Here is a 17,979-nt window from a genome sequence, read left to right on the forward strand (position 1 = left end):
CCACTCCCCCGCCCTGCGCCCTGTCCTGCCGCACCCCCTCCCGCAATAGTGGCCGTTCGTCCACGATCGGGGGAGGCCACCGGTGGGGAAGGCGCGGAAACGGAACAGTCCCGACGAGCGCGACGTGTCCGAGTCGGAGCGGCTGCTCTTCGGCGGCCCGCTCCGCTACGACATGGGCTGGAACCAGCACCGGGACGCGTTCCTGGAGCTGGATTTCCGCGCGATGCTGGCCCGGCTGCCGTCGCTGCTCGCCGTGAGCCTCCGGCTGGCCCGGCAGGCCGACCCGCGGGCCGCCAGAGTCGTCCTGATCGCGGAGATCACCCGGGGGGCGGCGCAGGCGGTGAGCCTGCTCGCGGTGAACACGGTGCTGACCCGGCTGATCGGCGACGGCCCGATCGAGGACCGGCTGCGCGGTGCCGCCCCAGCACTGGCCACCATGGGCGTCGTCCTCCTGGTCGGGGCCCTGCTGCGGGCCGCGTCGACGTACGCCACCGGGCGGCTCGAACCCAAGGTGGAGCGGGTGGCGACCGAGCTGTACCTGGAGCGGGCGGCGGCGGTCGAACTGGCCGCGATCGAGGATCACGCGTTCCACAAACTGCTGGACACCGCGCAGTACGGCGCCCAGTCGGCCCGTCGGATGATCATGTACGGGACGCGTGTGGTGAACGCGGTGATCTCGCTGGCCGCGGCAGCGGGCGTGCTCACCGTGCTGCATCCGCTGCTGCTGCCCCTGCTGGTGACGATGACGCTGCCCAGCGCGTGGAGCGCGCTGACCAACGCCCGGCGCCGGTACGAGTCCTTCCACACCTGGGTGCAGCACGCGCGCGCGGGTCAACTGATCGCGAGCCTGCTCACCGAACCGGCGGCCGCGCCGGAGATCCGGGTGCACGGGGTGGGCCCGTTCCTGCTGCGGCACTTCCGGGCGATGTCGGAGACGGCGGAGGCGGAGCAGGCCAGGCTGGCCCGGCTGGCCGCCCGTACCGGGCTGATCGCGGCAACCTGGACGGGCGTGGCGACGGCGGCGACGTACGCCACACTGGGCGGGCTGCTGCTGACGGGGACGATGGCGCTGGCGGTGGCGGGCACGGCGGTGATCGCGATCCGCAGCGGCTCCACGAGCCTGAACACGCTCGTCCTGGAGGTCAACCAGCTCCATGAGGAGGCCCTGTTCGTGGGCGATCTCCAGCGTCTGTACGTCGAGGCGGCCGAGCGGGCGATCCCGGTAGGCGGTGTGGCACTGCCGGACGATCCTCGGGAGATCCACTTCGAGCACGTCACCTTCGGCTATCCGGGTGAGTCGACCCGCCCCGCCCTCGACGACGTCACCCTCACGCTCCCGCTGGGCCGGATCATCGCGCTCGTCGGGGAGAACGGCTCGGGCAAGACGACTCTGGTGAAGCTGCTGGCCGGGCTGTACCGGCCGGATCGGGGGCGGATCCTGTGGGACGACGTGGACGTGGCGGACGCGGACCGGCACCAGCTGGCCGAACGCATCGCGATGGTGGCGCAGGACTTCAAGCGCTGGCCGTTCACCGCCCGGGTCAACGTGGCCGTCGGGCGGTCGTCCGCGGCGCTGACGGAGGAGCGGCTGGCCGCGTCGATCGCCGAGGCGGGCGCGGAGGAGGTGGTGGCGGATCTGCCGCGCGGTCTGGACACCCTGCTGGCCCGGAACTTCAGCGGCGGGCACGAGCTGTCGGGCGGGCAGTGGCAGCGGCTCGGTATCGCGCGGGCCGCGTACCGGCGCGGCCGCATCCTGATCGTGGACGAGCCGACGGCGGCCCTCGACGCCCGGGCCGAGCTGGAGGTCTTCGAGAAGATCCGGGCGCTGGCCGACAGCGGCCAGACGGTCGTCCTGATCACCCACCGGCTGGCGTCGGTCCGGCACGCGGACCTGGTGCATGTGCTGGACCAGGGCCGGCTGGTGGAGTCCGGCACGCCGGACGAGCTGCTGGCGGGCGGTGGGGTCTACGCCGAGCTGTACGCGCTCCAGGCCGAGCAGTTCACCTCACCGGCGCCCACCTCGAAGGTGGGCTGACGGCTCAGTCCGTCCTGGACTCAGTCCGTCCCGGGCACAGCCATCCCGGACTCAGTCCGTCGCGTCGCCGCGGACGATCACCAGGAAGGTGTCCGTCGCGAGGTCCATGACGACCTCGGCGGCCAGCCCCTCCATGCGTCGCGCGTGCGCGAACTCCTCCGCGGGCCACGATCCGCGCGGCCCGCCTGCGGGAAAGCGTTCGAGCACGGTTCGCCCGTTCACCATCTCGCACCTCCCGAAGCGTCGTACTTGTAGGAGTTAACGCCCTCCGGAGGCCCAACGGCTCGCTCGGTTGCGGTACTGAGACGTAGCTGACACGGCGCCGGCGCGGACGGTGAGGATCCGGTCACTTTCCGGACATCTTCCGCACCGTCCGTGTCAGAAGTCGTACTCGTCGTGATAGCGGACGTGCCGGTCCCCGATCGGTCCCAGAACCGTGAGGTCCAGGAGGCTGGACGTGGAACCGAGCGCGTCGAGGCCGTCGTACGCCGAGTACGTGCGGAAGACGCGATCGCCCTCGCGCAGGAAGCAGCTGAGCCCGGGCCGCTCCACCAGCCCGCCGTCGCGCTCGCGGGTCACGTCCTCTGGTACGGCGCCCGGGACACGGCGGCGAACGAGGTGTCGCGCGCGTTCAGGTGCGCGAAGTGGCCGAGCTGGTCGAGGAAGCCGGAGCAGCCGGGGCAGCCGGCCTCCCACTCCGGGGCGAACATGAAGTGGTGCACGACGAGTTGCGGACGCCCCGCGAAAAGGTCGAGCAGGGTCGCCTTGCCGTCGCCGCCGTCGAAGAGTTACGCCGTGCCGACCTCCACCATCGCCAGTGCGCGCCGTTGCTCGTTCAGCGCGTCCCGCGCGCGTGCCACCGCCCCTCCTTGACCAGCGGTTCCTCGCGCGCCGCGCGCCATGCGTCACGCGTTACGACCTCCGGAAGCTCCGGATGCGCCATGGGCCCCTCCCCGTGCAGCGGTTCATTCGAAAGGGTGACTGACGGACACGGCGGAACTCATCGGCGGTGCCCGGGAGTTTTTCGCGTGCCGGACGGATTTCCGGATTTCCGTCTTCTGCGTGTCAGGGAGGGGTGGGCGTCAGGGAGGGGTTGGGCGTTGGGGAGGATTTGGGGTGTCGGGAGGGTTCTACGTGTCGTACTGCTGAATGCGTCGGCCGTGGCTGCGGTCGAGGAGCGCGGGCATCCGCCGGCCCAGCTCCCGTACCACCGCGGGTACGTCGACGGTCAGCAGTACGCGGTCGCGCATCAGGATGCTGCCGTCGACGATCGTGGTGCGTACGTCGGCGGCGCGGGCGCTGTGCACGAGGGTCGCGGCGAGATCGTGGACGGGCTGGGTGTGCGGTCCGGTGAGGTCGACGAGGATCAGGTCGGCGCGCCGGCCGGGGGCGATGCTGCCGACACGGTCCTCCAGTCCGACGGCCCGCGCGCTCTGGAGCGTGGCGTGGTGCAGGGCCTGACGGGAGGTGAGCCAGCGCGGGTCGCCGGTGGTGGACTTCTGGAGAAGAGAGGTAAGGGCCATGGACTCCCACACGTCGAGGGAGTTGTTGGAGGCGGCGCCGTCGGTGGCGAGACCGACGGGAACGCCGATCTCGCGCAGGGCACGCACGGGGGTGGTGGTGGGCCAGGCGAACTTGAGATAGCCGCGGGGCGCGCTCGCCACGGCCGTTCGGCCCCGGGCGCGGGCGAGGAGGGGCAGGTCGCGTTCGAGGATGCCGGTGCCGTGGGCGATGAGGACGTCGGTGTCGAGGATGCCGGTGCGCTCCAGGATCTCGATGGGGGTGACGCCGTGCCGGGCGAGGCTGGTGTCGGCCTGGTCGCGGTTCTCGGAGGCGTGCAGGTGCACGGGCAGGTCGTGGTCGCGGGCGAGAGCGGCGGTGGCGGCGAGATCGATATCGGTCACGGTGTAGGGGGCGTGCGGGGCGAGGGCGGTGGTGATGCGGCCGTCGGCGCTGCCGCGGTGCCGCAGCGCGAACTCCAGTGACTCCTCCCTGCCTTGGGGCCCTTGGGAGGAGAAGTAGGCCTGGCCCAGGTGGGCGCGCATCCCGCACTCGGTGACGACGGCGGCGACCGCGTCCATCGCGAAGTAGTGGTCGGCGAAGCAGGTGACCCCGGCACGGATCATCTCGCCGCAGGCCAGCCGCGCACCCCACTCGACGTCCTCCTCGGTGAGGTTGGACTCGACGGGCCAGACGACGTCGTTGAACCACTCCTCGGTGGGCAGGTCCTCGGCGAGGCCGCGCAGGGTGACCATCGGCGCGTGCGTATGGCAGTTGACGAGCCCCGGCATCGCGAGCTGCCCAGACGCCTCAATGCGTTCGGCTGCGGGGACGGCGGCCGCGTCGGCGGCGCTGGTGACGGCGTCGACGGTGCCGTCGCGGACGACGATGGCGGCGTCCTCCCGGAACGCGATCCGCTCGTGTTCGTCGTGGACGAGGACGGTGCAGCCGGTGATGAGGAGATCGGCGGCGCGGCCGGGCTCCGGGGCGGGCGTCGCAGAAGGCGTCATTGCGTCAACGTACGACCGTGTCGTGCCCGGGTGTGAGCCGTGGCCCGCATCGTGTCGCGAACCTGTCGCCGCACGGGGTGCGGCGGGCACCCTGGCGCCACGACGCCTCCTGGAGGGAGCCCGGCATGCTCCTCGGCACGTGGAACCTCGAGAACCTGTACCGGCCCGGCGGACCGTTCGGCCCGAAGGACAAGGCCGCCTACGAGACGAAGCTCGCCGCCCTCGCCGACGGCATCCGCGCACTCGGCCCCGGGCTGCTCGGTGTGCAGGAGGTCGGAGACCCCGAGGCGCTGACGGACCTGGTGGAGGCGGTGGGCGGCACCTGGCACGCGGCGCTCTCCGCGCACGCCGACAGCCGGGGCATCCGGGTCGGCGTGATCAGCCGTGCGCCGCTGGAGGTGCTGGCGGACACGCGCGGGTTCCCGGCACGGCTGCGTCCGGTGCAGGCGGACGACTCCGGGGCGACCGTGGCGGAGTCGGGCCGCGGGTTCCTCGCGGTGGAGACGGTGACGGGGGACGGGCCGCTGCGGGTGGCGGTGGCCCATCTGAAGTCGAAGCTGCTGTCGTATCCGGGGGGCCGGTTCTTCCCGCGCGACGAGGGCGAGCGGGCCCGCTATGGCGCCTACGCCCTCTACCGCCGGACGGCGGAGGCGGCGGCGCTGCGGGCGCTCGCCGACGACCTCCTGGCGGGCGACGGCCGCGAGCGGGACGTGGTGGTGCTGGGCGACCTGAACGACGAGGTGCAGGCGGCGACCACGCAGATCCTGCTGGGCCCGCCCGGCTCGGAGATCGGCACACAGGGCTTCAAGGCGCCCGACCGGGGCGACGCGACGCGCCTGTGGAACGTGGCCCCGCTGATCCCGGCCGACCAGCGGTACTCCCGGATCAACTCCGGCCGCCGTGAGCTGATCGACCACATCCTGACGAGCCACCGTCTGGTCCACCGGGTGACGGCGGCCGGAACGGGGATCGGGACGGCCATCGGGACGGAAACGGGGACGCCGGAGGAGCGGCCCCTGCCGTCGGTGGGCGCGGATCCGGCGGCGCGGCGGAACGAGCCGGGGTCGGACCACGCGCCGGTGTGGGTGCGGACCGGCTGACGCGGACCGGCTGACACGGTGACATGGGCCGACCGGCGGACACCGTGACACGAACCGGCTGACGGGGCCGTGTCACACGGCGCGGGGCAGCTTCGGCAGCGGGGTCGGCAGCCCCACCCGGTCCCGTCGTGCGGCGAGTGCGTCGAGGAGTTCGGCGAGCCGCTCCCGGTGCGGTGCGGCGAGCCGTCCGGTGTCGTCGAGGTGGACGGCGCAGGCGGTGGTGGTGTCGACGAGCCGTTCCAGGAGGGCGGCGACCTCGTCCGTGCCTTCGGTGTGCCGGGCGAGGGCGGGCAGTTCGGCGGCGGCGAGGGCGATGGCGGTGCGGGCCTCGGCGAGGGTGCGGTAGGCCTCGCGGCGCAGGGTCCAGCGGGCGGCACGGTCGTCCGGGCCGGCGAGCACATGGGTGAGGTAGGCGTGCGCGGCACCGGCGGCCGCGGCGAGCCGGGCACGTACCTGGCCACCGCGCTCCCCCGGCATCGGCAGATGCCCGACGAACAGCACGATCGCGCAGGCCAGCAGGGTCTCCACGATCCGGCTGACGGAGGCCTGGGGCTCCCCGCCCACCATCACCAGGGACAGCACGAGGACGGTGACGACGGCGGTCTGCGCGGCGAAGTGCCGCGTGGAGACGGGGATCAACGCACCGCAGACGGCGACCAGCGCCACGAGCCCCTCCGGCCGGGGCAGCACGGCGGCGAACCCGGCGAAGAGCAGTGCCCCGAGCACGGTCCCCGCGGCCCGGCACAACACCCTTGACACCAGCGGCCCGAGGTCGGGCTTGACCAGGAACACGGCCGTGGCAGGCAGCCAGTACCAGTGCGTGTGCTGCCCGTACCACTGGGCGTGGTGCAGGGCCTGGGCGACGGCGGCGCTGGCCCCGAAGCCGAGCGCGACCCGCAGCCCGTACTCGCGGCCGCCCGCCCCGAACGCGGTCCGCAGCAGGTCCCGCGCGCTGCGCCGACGGGTGTGCAGGTCGCCCCCGCCACCCCGGTCGAAGGCCTCGGCGGCGTGCAGCAGGGCGTCGTCGAGGGCCCGCAGCGCGGGCGCCGACCGGGAGGGCGCGGGCAGCGGCCCGGTGTGCGCGTTCTCCCGTACGGCGACGGCGAGCAGCCGGGGTCCTTCGCAGGCCCGCTCGGAGACGGGTTCCCCGGCCCAGGCAAGGGCGGTCGCGGCCTCGGCCAGGGGCAGCGCGGCGGCGTACTGGGCGTGCAGCCGCCGCTCGGCCGCGGAGCTGGCGAAGCGCCGCAGCCGAGGGCCGGCGAGGGCGTCCTGGGCGTGGTCCAGTGCGGCGGTGAGGGCGGCGCGGCGGGCGGTGGCCCGGTCGGTGCCAGCGGCGTCGAGCAGCGCGGCGACCGCGTCGTACACCCCGGCCACCGCGTCCCGTTCCCCGTCGAACCGGAAGTCGCCGGTCATCGCCCCGGGCGTGGGCAGCGCCAGTCGCAGCGCGAGCAGCCATCCGGCGCCGGCGAGGAAGGCCAGGGCGCGCATCCAGCCGCCCTCGGGCAACGGCATCCCGGCGCCGATCGCGGCGGCGACCAGCAGCTGCGTCCCGGCACCGGAGGCGACCGGCCCGATGGCGCTCATCCCGCCGGCGAGGAGTCCCAGCCCGGTGAACACGGCCGTCAGCGCGACCGCCCCGACGTGATCCCCGGCGTACGTCCCGACGAGCAGCCCGCCCGCTCCCGCGAGCGCGGGCGCCCCGAGCCGCCTGACGGACGCCCGCCGGCTGCCGGGCCGGTCGTTGATCCCGGCGAGCATCGCGGCGATGGCGGCCACCACCCCGAGGGAGGTCCGGCCGGCCAGGACGGCGGCGAGCAGCAGCGGCCCGGCGGCCAGCGCGCCGCGCGTGACCGCGCTCCAGGGAACGGGCCCGCGCTGTGCGCGCAGGGCGTGTGCGAGCCAGGGCGGCAGAGCGGCGAATGCGCGAGCGGGAAGGTGCGGGCGCGGGGACACGGGGCTCCTGTCGGATCGAGGGCTCGGGGTGCCTTCGGGCGACGGCGGCCGGGGCGGTCAGCGGTGAGCTGTGGTGTCCACGGTACGGGGCGATCTTGGGGGGAAGTGGGACGGTTGGGTTTCGGCGAGGTGACGGCTGCCGCGAAGTCCGCTTTCTTTATGAACGCAATGCCGGACCGGTGCCTTTTCCTTCGAATGGTGGCCGAGGGACGTCACACGAGAGCCGTTCGCATGGATTCCGAGAAGAGCGTCTCGGCCTGTTCGAACACCGCCCCCAGCCTGTCGGCGTCGACGTTCCCGACCAGGGCGACGAGTTCGTCGACGCCCCGCAGGCCCGCCCGTTCCAGCAAGCGCTTCTCGTTCGTCACCCACTCCCCGCGCGCGGCCAGCACGGCGTGCCCCACCTGGGTCGCCGCCACGGCGAGCGCGCCGGCGGCCTCGGTACGCCGTGCGGCGGGCGCGTGGTTGGCCCTGGCGTAGGCGAGGGTGGCGCGGGCGGTTCCGTACCAGCGGTCGGGGGCGGTCCCGCGCAGGCGGGCGGGGAAGTCCGTGGGCTGCCGCAACGCGCCCCGCAGCACCTGGTTGACGGCCAGTTCGGCGACGACGAGATAGCTCGGGATCCCCGCGAGATGGAACATCAGCGGCTCCACCCGGAACCGCCCCTCCTCCGCCTCCGCCCACTCGTGCTCGACGACGTCGAGATCCCGGTAGTGGACGTCGACCCGCCGCCCGTCGACGGTCAGCCAGGCGCCCCCGTTGAACACGCCGCCGCCCCAGCCCCCGATCTCGGAGACCTCACCCTCCCAGCCGAGGGCCCGGAGATCGGCCGGTTCGAACGCGCCACGGTAGTAGACGGCCAGGTCCCAGTCGCTGTCCGGGCGGTGCGTGCCCTGGGCACGGGAGCCGCCGAGGGTGACGGCACGGACGGTGGGGAGCGTCGCGAGGCGGTCGGCGGTGCTGGAGAGAAAGACGGCGTCGCTGTGCACGGACGCGGGCATCGGCTCGGATCTCCTCGGCGTCGCGGGGGGCGGGAGCGGGGGGGTGGTGCTGGACCGGGGGTGGTGCCGGAGGCGGGTGGTGCCGGAGGCGGGGGTGCCGGAGGCGGGGGGTGCCGGAGGGGAAAGCGTGTCGGCGAGCCGGGCCGGCTGTCGACCGGTTATCCACAGGGCCGCCGGAGTCGGGCCGATTGTCAGTGGCAGGCGCTATCAATGAAGTGGTCACTCAACGTGACGAATCACCGCAACGACGGGGGAGGTCGTGATGACGACGCATGGGCGGAATCGGGGAGAGAACGGCAACGGCGGCGGGCGCTCGTCCCGCAGCACGCACGTCTCCATGGCCGGGCTACGGGCCCGGGGATGGACGGCCGGGATGGTGCGCCGGCTGCTCGGCGATCCGGACCTCATGCGCCCCAACCCGTACGTCCGTTCCGCCCCGCACACTCGTCTCTACCGCGTCGAACGAGTCGAGGCCGCCGAGCGGAGCGACGGCTTCCGGGCGGTGTCGGCGGCTGCCGCCCGCCGCTCGTCCACGGCAACGGTGACGACGGCGGCCGGTCGGCGCAGGCGACGAGAGGTACTGGCCAGGATCGCGGCGGCACGCGGTACGGACGGCTGGACATCCCCTGGCCAGGGCGCTCGCCCTCCGCCCTTCCCGACCACGGCCCGGCTCCCCCACCCTCCGGCCGAATACTCGCGTGCGCGAGGGCCTTGAGGATCGGATCATCGATTCCACCGCACTCAGCCACCTCGCCCGTCCGGGAGCCGACATGATCCGCCGCGTCACCACCCCCGCCCTCTACCCCCCGCCCACCTACTCCCACGCCACCGTCGTCGAGGCCGGCACGAAGCTCGCCTTTCTCGCCGGATCCGTCCCCCTCGACGCCACGGGGCGACTGATCGGGGAGGGGGATCCGATACGGCAGGCGGAGCAGGTGATCGCCAACCTGACCGAGCAACTGCGCGCGGTCGGAAGCGACTTGGCGCACGTCGTGTCCACCGACGTGTACGTCGTCAGCAGTGAGCCCGCGGTGCTCGCGGCCGTGTGGGGCGTGGTCGTGAGGTCCGGGCTCAGCACCGGGCCTCACTCGTCGACGCTGCTCGGGGTCGCGTGTCTCGGATATCGGGGGCAGTTGGTGGAGATCACAGCCACGGCCGTCGTCCCGGAATTGGGACCGGGAGCGGAAGGGGAGGGGGAAGCGTAGGCAGAGGCGGATGCAGGGGCTGAGACAAAAGCAGGGACGGGCCGGGGCGGGGCGGGAGTGAGCCCGTCCGAGGCGGCTCATGTCGCGTGCCACACCCGCCGCTTGGGCTCGGGCTTCGCGAAGCTCCCCGCGCGGCTCGTGGTGAGGCCCAGCCCCACCAGCGCCTCGGCCAGCCTCACCGCCGCCCCCACGCCGTCGACGACCGGAAGGCCCAGCTTGTCGCTCACCGTCCGCTGCAGTCCGGTCATACCGGCGCAGCCCAGGACCAACACCTCGGCGCCGGCGTCCCGCGCCTTCCCGGCCGCCGCCAGGAAGGCACTCGCCGTGCGGTCGGCGTCGCCCAGGTCGAGGACTCCGAGACCGGTGCCGACGACGGCGGCGCAGTTGCGGCCCACCCCGGCCAGTTCCAGGCTGTCCTCGATCTGGCCGCGGGACCGCTCCAGCGTCGTGACGACCCCGTACCGGCGCCCCAGCAGACACGCCAGGTGCGCCGCGGCCTCCGTGATGTCGACGACGGGTACGTCCACCAGCTCCCGTACGCCCTCTCGTCCGTGCTCGCCGAACCCGGCCATGACGACGGCGTCGTACGGCGGACCGTCGTAGGTGCGCAGGGTGTCGAGGACCGCCGCCGCGGACAGGTAGCTGTCGAGCCAGCCCTCCGCCGACTCGGGTCCCCAGGCGGGGGTCAGTCCGGTCACGGTGGTGCCCGGGCCTGCCGCGGCCCGGGCACCTCGCACGATCTCCTCGGTCATCTCCTGCGTGGTGTTGCAGTTGGTGACGACGATCCGCACGCTGCTCAGACCTCCACGGGCTTCTCGGGGGCGGCCGGGACCTGCGCGGCCCGCTCGCTGCGGCACAGCAGCACGTAGAGGCCGGCCGCGAGGGCCGTACCGATGAACCAGGAGTAGGGCGCCACGTCGCTGAAGGTCTTCACCAGCGCGAGCACCGCCGCGACGGCGGCCGAGGGGAGGAACGCCCACAGGGCCTTGGGGTTGACGCCGCCCCGGTAGTAATAGCGGGAGCCGGGGGTGGCGTCGAAGAGTTCGTCGACGTCGACGCGGCCACGCTTGACCCAGTAGTAGTCGACCATGATCACGCCGAACAGCGGGCCGAGGAAGGCGCCGAGGCCGCCGAGGAAGTAGTTGACCACGGTCGGGTTGGAGAAGAGGTTCCAGGGGGTGACGACGAGCGCGGCGACTGTGCTGATCATGCCGCCGACCCTGAAGGTGATCTTCTGGGGCCAGACGTTGGCGAGGTCGTAGGCCGGGGAGACGAAGTTGGCGACGATGTTGACGCCCATGGTGGCAATGGCGAAGGTCAGCGCGGCCAGGACGAGCACCCAGGTGTTGCCGACCTTGGCGACCAGCTCCGCCGGGTCGGTGATGGCCTCGCCGAACACCTCCAGCGAACCGGCGGTGACGATCACGGAGACGACCACGAAGGCCGTCGAGTTGATCGGCAGACCCCAGAAGTTGCCGCGCCGGACGGTCTTGTAGTCGGGTGCGAAGCGGGAGAAGTCGCAGAAGTTGAGCATCAGCGTGCCGTAGGTGGCAAGGATCAGTCCGATCGCACCGAACCACTGGCGCCACTGCTCGCCGACGGAGACCGGATGCGGGGTGCTGGTGAGCGAGATGGTCCAGCCGGCCTTGGCCAGGACCCAGACGGCCAGCGCGATCATCACGAGCCAGATCGCGGGGCCGCAGAAGTCCTGGAACTTGCGCACCGACTCCATGCCCTGGCTGATGATCAGCGCCTGGATCAGCCACAGGGACACGAAGGAGACCCAGCCGAGGGCGTCGAGGCCCAGGAAGGAGCTGTGCGTCCAGGATTCCAAGCCCGGCCAGGCGGCCAGCAGCATCACGTTGACGGCGACGGAGGCGAGGTAGGTCTGGATGCCGTACCACATGATCGCGATCACGGCCCGGATGAGGGCGGGAATGTTGGCGCCCCAGACGCCGAAGCTGATCCGGCTGACGACGGGGAAGGGCACGCCGTGGCGCTGGCCGATCTTCCCCATCCAGTTCATGCCGATATAGATGAGCACGAAGCCGACGAGGAGGGAGGTGAAGACCTGCCAGACGTTCATGCCGAGGACGAGGAGACCTGCGGCGAAGGTGTAGTTGCCGAGGTTGTGGACGTCGGACATCCACAGGGCGAAGAGGTCGAAGACCTTCCAGTTGCGCTTCTCGGCGGGTGCGAGGTCTTCGTTGGTGAGCCGGGGGTCGGGGACGAACGCGGGCGCGCCGGTGGCTTCGGCGCTGTCGGCGAGGGACACGGGGCCTCCATGGGCGACAAGGGCGAGGGGACGGAGGAGGGCTGCTGCCAGGGGTGCCGGGGATGCCGGGAGCGTTTGGTATACCAAACTGCCGTCATGGTCCCGCCGTCAAGCGTTCTGACCGATGTCCGTCCCGTTACGACCCCGTAAAAGCCCCCTCGCAAAAAGGCCCCTCGCATCGGCGAAAATGGCCCCCATGAGCTCGACGGCGAAGATCGAACCCCTGGGCGCGGTGCGCGAGCGCGTCCTGGCCACCCTGCGACAGGAGATCATCGCGGGCCACCTGCGCCCCGGCGACCGGCTGGTGGAGCGCGAGCTGGCCGAGCGGTTCGGGGTCTCCCGGGTACCGGTCCGGGAGGCCATCCGGGCCCTGGTCGCCGAGGGGTTCGTCCTCTTCGAGACCCCTCGCCGCACCGTCGTACGACGACTGAGCCCCACCGACGTCGACGAACTCTTCGAGCTGCGCGAGGCGTTGGAGGTGTACGCGGCGGGGCTGGCCGCGACCCGGGCGACCCCTCAGGCGCTCGCGGAGCTGCGGGAACTGCTCGACCGGGCGGCCAGGGCGACCGAGGTCGGGGATGCCGAGGCGATCACCGACATCAACACCCGTTTCCACGACCGCCTGCTCGCCCTAGCCGGCAACGGCCTGCTGATCTCGGTCATGGAACCGGTCGCCGGCCGCCTGCGCTGGCTCACCCGGCGCAACGAGGAGTGGCCCCAACTCCTCGCCGAACACCAGGAGCTGTACGAGGCCATCGCCTCCGGCGACCCCGACCGCGCCCGCGCCCACGCGCTGCGCCACGTCCAGGCCAACCACCGCTCCACGGTGCGGCACCTGTTCGGCGACCTCGCCGAGGAGCCGCAGGAACCGCCCGCCTAGGACCTGTCCGGCCGATCAAGTCGCAGGAAAGCGACGGTGCCTCGGTAGTGCCGGTGAGCGGGGTGCGGTGTGGTGCGTGCAGCTGCAAGGCGGAGGAGGGCGTCGACGCGGTGGGGGTCCCCCCGCGCGAGCGCAGCCGAGCGCGGGGGAGTCGGCAACCGACGACAACGCCGCTGGGGGTACCCCCTCTGGGGGAGGGCGTGCCACACCCCGCGTCTGCGGCATGATCGGCCGGACAGGTCCTAGAAGCCGCGGTCGTTCCGGCAGACAAATCCAACGCCCCCAACGCTCCACCAACACCCCCAACGCCCCGCCCCTCCGCACCGCCTCCCGCCGGAAAACTCACCGGCGCTCCGGCCCACCGGCCGCCTAGACTCTCCCGACTCTTCGGACAGGTGTCCGAAGACGGACGCAGGCGACAACGGGACGGAGAAAGACGCACATGGTGAGCAGACGTGGGCTGTTGAGCGGAGCGGCACTCGTGGGGGCGGGCGCGATGACCGGTGTGATCGGCGGTGCGGGGACCGCCGCGGCCGACGCCCCGCTGGACACCCCGTTCACCCCGGTCGCCGCACCCCACCTCCTCGAAGCCGAGCGGATGGTCCACTACCAGCGGCTGCTGGCTGCCGGTCACCTGCCTCAGGGGCTCGCCGGGCACTGGCCGCTGGACGGCTCCGCGGCCGACCGCTCCGGCCACGACCGGCCCCTCACCCTCGGCACCGGCGCGTCCTGGACGACCCGCCGGGCCGGCGGCGAGCTGAACCTCGACGGGAGCCCCGCGGGATACGCGACCACGGCCTCCGTCCTGGACACCACGGCCGCCTTCACGGTCTCCGCCTGGGTGTGTCTCGCGGCCGACGCCGACAAGGGCACCATGTACACGGCGGTGAGCCAGGACGGCACGGGGTGCAGCCGCTTCCTCCTCCAGTACGACGACACGGCCCAGGCCTGGGCGTTCAAGGTGCGCGCCGAGGACCAGAGCGTCAAGATCTCCGCCGTGGCGGCGACCACCACCGTCGAGCCCGGCATCTGGACCCACCTGACCGGAGTGTGGGACGGCACCCGTATCCACCTGTATGTGAACGGCGAGCTGCGGGGCAGCGCCGACGCGACCCTGTCGTGGGCCGCGCCCCAGGGCCTCAACATCGGCAGGGCCCGCTGGGACGGGGCGTACGTCAACCGCTTCAAGGGCGCGATCGACGACGTCCGCGCGTACGGCCGCGCGCTGAGCGCCGACGAGATCTCCCTGATCAGCGGCCGCACCGCCGGCCTCAACAACGTCTATCTGATCGGCTCCCCGTCGACCGTCACCTGGGGCACGCCCGACGACCTGTCGAGCTGGATCGCGCTGGCCCGCTGCTCGTCCTTCGTCACCCGGGTGCTCCAGCACACCTACGGCTGGGCCTCCGACAGCTACTTCACCCAGTACTTCCAGGACCGCATCCCGGAGGCCGCCGACTACCGCAAGGCCTTCGCCGACGGCACCGCCGGCCCGCGTTTCCGGCTGATCCGCAAGGTCACCGACCTCCTTCCCGGTGATCTGATCGCGGTGGACTACCGGGGCCAGGTCGACGGCAACACCGGCCACATCGTCATGGTCCGCGAGGTCAAGGGCGTCTTCACCGGAGTCGCGGACTTCACCGGAGAGACGCAGTACGCCGTGGAGGTCGTCGACTGCACGGGCGACCCGCACGGCGTGTACGCGCTGACCAACTACCCCAAGTACCCCGACACCCGCATGATCGGCGGCGGGGCGCAGAAGCAGCTCGAGGGCGTCGGCATCGGCCACATGATGTTCTACGCGTCCAACGCCACCGGGGAGTTCTCCCGGTACCGGTGGAGCGTCAACGTCGCCAAGGAGAACGCCCACCCGGTGTCGTCCCGGCCGATCGCCGCGGCCCGGATCGTCTGACCTGATCCTCGGCCGGACCGGGGCCACCCCGCCGCACTACGGCAGCCCCGCCACCTCCGCCGCCGTACGCAGCACCTCCCTCAGCATCTCGGGGGTGAGCCGGCCGGTGAAGGTGTTGCGCTGGCTGACGTGGAAGCAGCCGAAGAGAGCGAGGCCGTCCAGCGAGACCCGCGTCCCGTGCGCGAACACGGGACGCGGTCGGGGCACGCTCCAGCCCGCCTCGGCGAACGCGGGCAGCGCGGCCTGCCAGCCGAAGGCGCCGAGGACCACGACCGCACGCAGCGTCGGCCGCAGCAGCCGCAGTTCCCGTACGAGCCAGGGGCGGCAGGTGTCCCGTTCCCCGGGGGTGGGCTTGTTGTCGGGCGGCGCGCAGTGCACGGGCGCGGTGATCCGTACGCCGTACAGCTCCAGGCCGTCGTCGGCCGCGACGGAGGTGGGCTGCGAGGCGAGCCCCACGTCGTACAGCGCCTGGTACAGCACGTCCCCGGAACGGTCACCTGTGAACATCCGCCCGGTCCGGTTCCCGCCGTGCGCGGCCGGAGCGAGCCCGACGATCAGCAGCCGGGCGTCGGACGGCCCGAACCCGGGCACCGGGCGCCCCCAGTAGGTCCAGTCGGCGAAGGCCGCCCGCTTCGTACGGGCCACCTCCTCACGCCAGGCCACCAGCCGAGGACAGGCCCGACACCCGACGACACACCGATCCAGATCGGGCAGGCCCGGACCGGTACCGGGGCCTGACCGGGGATCTGACCGGAGGCCTGGACTTGCTCCTGGACCTTGAGGCGCGTCCATGACTCCACCCTACGATCGACAGCCCGACCGCACCCTGCCCCCGACCACGCCCGCCCCCCCGACCACGCCCCGCCCACTCCCGCCCCCGACCATGCCTGTCGCCGCACCAGGCTCGTCGCCGCACCAGGCCCAGCAGCTCGTCGTTCGCCGCACGCCGCCACCGCCCGGCTCTTCACCGCCCGGCTCATCACCGCCCGGCTCATCACCGCCCGGCTCATCACCGCCCGCCGGAGCCCGGTCAGCCCTTCACCGCCCTCACCCACACCCGGTCCTCCGTCAGATACCGGTCGACCCTGAGGCCGGCCTCCGCGAGGGCCTCCTCGAACTGTTCCGTGGTCAGCGGGCGGGCCAGGAAGGTCTGGGTCCAGACCGCGTCCGGAAACACATACTCCGCGCGCACCGAGTGGGCTCCGCCGCCGACCGGTTCGGAGGAGACCATGCGGACGGTGAAGCCGCTGGGGTCGACGCGTTCGCGCGGCAGGTTCGTGTGGTAGTCCTCCCCCTCTCGCTGGATCAGCACGTACCCGTCCTTCGCCACGTGCCGTGCGCAGGCACGCAGCAGGCCTCGCCGTACCTCGGGGTCGCCGGCGTGGACGAGGAACGACGCGAGCATCACAGCGTCGAACGTCTCATCCAGGTCGAGGTCTTCGGCCGGTCCGCATATCGTGCGGGCTCCGCGGACGCGCTCCAGCATGTCGGCGGACTCGTCCACCGCCGTGACCGTGAAGCCGCGTTCCACGAGGGCGTGCGTCACGCGTCCCACTCCGCAGCCCAGTTCGAGAATGTGCGCGCCCTCGGGTACGGCCGCGGCGACGACCTCCGGTTCGTTCCCCACGGGAAGGCGCGCGTACAGCTCGACCGCGCAGCCGTCCGGGGTGATCGCACCGGGACCGGTTCCTTCGTATCCCTCTCGCATTTCCAGCCTCATGCCCGTCCAACGGCCCGCCCGAGGCGGGCAGTTCCACCCCTCCCCTGATTCCCCCGTTCGAGGGACGATCCGATCTTCGAGCCGCCTCGAAGCGTCAGCTCCCGTTCCCTACTCCCGTTCCCTACAAGGAAAACCACCCGTGCCCCACGTACCAGTGGCCGCCCTCCCCCAGGTGGTCGAGGACGGCCCGCTCCAGGACCGTACGGCGTGGCAGCCGGTCCAGGGGTACGTCGGTGGTGCCGAAGACGAAGCGCACGGGCTCCGTGTCCTCGGGTTCCGGCAGCCGGTGGCTGAGGCGGAACCGCTCCTGGAAGCGGACGATGTTGGAGTCCGCGGGCAGGCGGCGTTTGAGCTGGGGGTCGAGCAGCCAGGAGCCGCAGGTCGCGACCTGGTAGGGCTCCTCGGGGTAGTGGCGGGCGAAGAAGGCGCGGGCCAGGGCGAGGGAGCGGTCGACGGCCTCCGGTGTCAGCGGGCCCATGAAGTCGGGTACGTGCAGTCCCAGTGCGGGGTCGCCGGGTCCGAGGGGCAGGCCGGCCGCCGCGATCGAGTCGCTCGTCCACGAGCCGATCCGGGCGCGCTGGAACTGGAGCCGGCCCAGCTGGTACAGCTCGCCGCGAAAGTGGAGGCCCAGCCAGCGTGGGCTCAGCACGCCGCCCGTGCCGTACCACCGCCGGTGCCAGGCGACACCCCGGCCGACGTCGGCGAGGGTCCGCCGGCCGACCTCCTCCGCGACGCCCCGCTCACGGTGGTGGGCGCGCACGTACGGCAGCGCTCCGACGAACACGTACAGCGGGGCATAGCGCGCGAGGGCGCCCGACGCGCCGGGGAGCAGGGGGATGTCGACCGCCCTCGCCCGGATCGAGCCCATTCCCTCGACGAGGTCCGCCACGGCTTCCTCCAGGAACCGCAGCGCCTCCGTGTCACCCCGCACCCGTCGGCTCAGCCGTACGGCTTCGTCGATGTCCTCGTGCGGTACCGCGAGGTCGAGGAGCACCTCGGCCAGTTCGTCGGCGTCCGGCAGCACAGCACCAACCCCCTCTTCGTGCTCATGGATCCTCTGGAGAACGTCCGGGCCGAAGAGTACGTTTCAAGGAAGGAGTGGTGATCCGGATGCGTACGGGCAGTGAGCCGGCGACAGCGCGCAGTGCGCTGCGGATGCGCCTGTTCCTGAGCCTGTGGGGGCTGGTCTGGGCGATCTTCGGGACGGCCGCGTTCGCCTTGGCGGGGCGCCCTGGGTGGGCGGTCGCCTGCGGGGTGCTGTGGCTGGTGGTCACGGTCGATCTGACGATGATCCTCAAGCGCCTGCGGCAGGGCCCGCACTATCAGCCGGGCCGTGACATCCCCCCGTACCGGCCGCCGGAGCACCGCCACCCCTGATGCGCTCGGGGCGG

Annotated in this window: 16 protein-coding genes and 1 pseudogene; 7 read left to right on the forward strand and 10 right to left on the reverse strand. The window is 72.4% G+C overall.

All coding sequences use genetic code 11. From position 1 onward, the window contains the following. The first annotated feature begins 172 nt into the window (after positions 1–172). Complete coding sequence (locus ACZ6D7_RS04315) at positions 173–2,035, forward strand: ABC transporter ATP-binding protein (RefSeq protein WP_469484532.1); 1,863 nt, start codon at positions 173–175, stop codon at positions 2,033–2,035. Between the two features lie 51 nt (positions 2,036–2,086). Here the strand turns inward: ACZ6D7_RS04315 and ACZ6D7_RS04320 are convergent, their stop codons facing one another. From ACZ6D7_RS04320 to ACZ6D7_RS04330, 3 genes and pseudogenes are all read right to left on the reverse strand, one after another. Then, the gene (locus ACZ6D7_RS04320) at positions 2,087–2,260 is read right to left on the reverse strand and encodes a hypothetical protein (RefSeq protein ID WP_469483269.1); all 174 of its coding nucleotides are present in this window, start codon (positions 2,258–2,260) and stop codon (positions 2,087–2,089) included. Between the two features lie 153 nt (positions 2,261–2,413). After that, a pseudogene (locus ACZ6D7_RS04325) lies at positions 2,414–2,978 on the reverse strand (DUF899 family protein). Between the two features lie 187 nt (positions 2,979–3,165). Further along, the gene (locus ACZ6D7_RS04330; protein WP_469483271.1) at positions 3,166–4,545 is read right to left on the reverse strand and encodes an amidohydrolase; all 1,380 of its coding nucleotides are present in this window, start codon (positions 4,543–4,545) and stop codon (positions 3,166–3,168) included. 125 nt (positions 4,546–4,670) lie between these two features. Here ACZ6D7_RS04330 and ACZ6D7_RS04335 point away from each other — a divergent pair, with 125 nt between their 5' ends. After that, a complete protein-coding gene (locus tag ACZ6D7_RS04335; RefSeq protein ID WP_469483273.1) occupies positions 4,671–5,645 on the forward strand; it encodes an endonuclease/exonuclease/phosphatase family protein in 975 nt (324 codons plus the stop codon). Between the two features lie 72 nt (positions 5,646–5,717). Here the strand turns inward: ACZ6D7_RS04335 and ACZ6D7_RS04340 are convergent, their stop codons facing one another. Then, complete coding sequence (locus tag ACZ6D7_RS04340) at positions 5,718–7,598, reverse strand: FUSC family protein (protein WP_469483275.1); 1,881 nt, start codon at positions 7,596–7,598, stop codon at positions 5,718–5,720. Positions 7,599–7,810: 212 nt separating this feature from the next. Further along, positions 7,811–8,596: a nucleotidyltransferase domain-containing protein gene (locus ACZ6D7_RS04345; RefSeq protein ID WP_469483278.1), complete on the reverse strand. Its 786-nt coding sequence runs from the start codon at positions 8,594–8,596 to the stop codon at positions 7,811–7,813. A gap of 262 nt (positions 8,597–8,858) precedes the next feature. On the opposite strand from ACZ6D7_RS04345, the gene ACZ6D7_RS04350 reads away from it, so the two are divergent. After that, on the forward strand, positions 8,859–9,311 hold the full coding sequence (locus ACZ6D7_RS04350) for a hypothetical protein (protein WP_469483280.1): 453 nt from the start codon (positions 8,859–8,861) through the stop codon (positions 9,309–9,311). A 55-nt stretch (positions 9,312–9,366) separates the two neighbouring features. Beyond that, positions 9,367–9,801: a RidA family protein gene (locus tag ACZ6D7_RS04355; protein WP_469484534.1), complete on the forward strand. Its 435-nt coding sequence runs from the start codon at positions 9,367–9,369 to the stop codon at positions 9,799–9,801. Positions 9,802–9,878: 77 nt separating this feature from the next. Here the strand turns inward: ACZ6D7_RS04355 and ACZ6D7_RS04360 are convergent, their stop codons facing one another. Both ACZ6D7_RS04360 and ACZ6D7_RS04365 read right to left on the reverse strand, forming a co-directional pair. Next, on the reverse strand, positions 9,879–10,592 hold the full coding sequence (locus ACZ6D7_RS04360) for an aspartate/glutamate racemase family protein (RefSeq protein WP_469483282.1): 714 nt from the start codon (positions 10,590–10,592) through the stop codon (positions 9,879–9,881). 5 nt (positions 10,593–10,597) lie between these two features. Further along, entirely contained in the window at positions 10,598–12,076 is a 1,479-nt protein-coding gene (locus tag ACZ6D7_RS04365; protein WP_469483284.1) for an NCS1 family nucleobase:cation symporter-1, read from the reverse strand. Positions 12,077–12,272: 196 nt separating this feature from the next. On the opposite strand from ACZ6D7_RS04365, the gene ACZ6D7_RS04370 reads away from it, so the two are divergent. Both ACZ6D7_RS04370 and ACZ6D7_RS04375 read left to right on the forward strand, forming a co-directional pair. After that, on the forward strand, positions 12,273–12,956 hold the full coding sequence (locus tag ACZ6D7_RS04370) for a GntR family transcriptional regulator (RefSeq protein WP_469483286.1): 684 nt from the start codon (positions 12,273–12,275) through the stop codon (positions 12,954–12,956). A gap of 442 nt (positions 12,957–13,398) precedes the next feature. After that, positions 13,399–14,868: a LamG domain-containing protein gene (locus ACZ6D7_RS04375; protein ID WP_469483288.1), complete on the forward strand. Its 1,470-nt coding sequence runs from the start codon at positions 13,399–13,401 to the stop codon at positions 14,866–14,868. A 36-nt stretch (positions 14,869–14,904) separates the two neighbouring features. On the opposite strand, the gene ACZ6D7_RS04380 is transcribed toward ACZ6D7_RS04375, so the two are convergent. The 3 genes from ACZ6D7_RS04380 to ACZ6D7_RS04390 all read right to left on the reverse strand — a co-directional run bounded on the left by ACZ6D7_RS04380 (position 14,905) and on the right by ACZ6D7_RS04390 (position 17,612). Then, on the reverse strand, positions 14,905–15,660 hold the full coding sequence (locus ACZ6D7_RS04380; protein ID WP_469483290.1) for a uracil-DNA glycosylase: 756 nt from the start codon (positions 15,658–15,660) through the stop codon (positions 14,905–14,907). A gap of 238 nt (positions 15,661–15,898) precedes the next feature. Beyond that, positions 15,899–16,576, reverse strand: a complete 678-nt coding sequence (locus ACZ6D7_RS04385) for a class I SAM-dependent methyltransferase (RefSeq protein ID WP_469483292.1) — start codon at positions 16,574–16,576, stop codon at positions 15,899–15,901. Positions 16,577–16,709: 133 nt separating this feature from the next. Continuing rightward, positions 16,710–17,612, reverse strand: a complete 903-nt coding sequence (locus ACZ6D7_RS04390) for an acyltransferase domain-containing protein (RefSeq protein ID WP_469483294.1) — start codon at positions 17,610–17,612, stop codon at positions 16,710–16,712. A gap of 86 nt (positions 17,613–17,698) precedes the next feature. Here ACZ6D7_RS04390 and ACZ6D7_RS04395 point away from each other — a divergent pair, with 86 nt between their 5' ends. Continuing rightward, positions 17,699–17,965 (forward strand): DUF6343 family protein, encoded by a 267-nt coding sequence (locus ACZ6D7_RS04395; protein WP_469483296.1) that lies wholly within the window; start codon positions 17,699–17,701, stop codon positions 17,963–17,965. The last annotated feature ends 14 nt before the right edge of the window (positions 17,966–17,979 follow it).

The organism is Streptomyces sp. NPDC041784, from assembly GCF_055591025.1.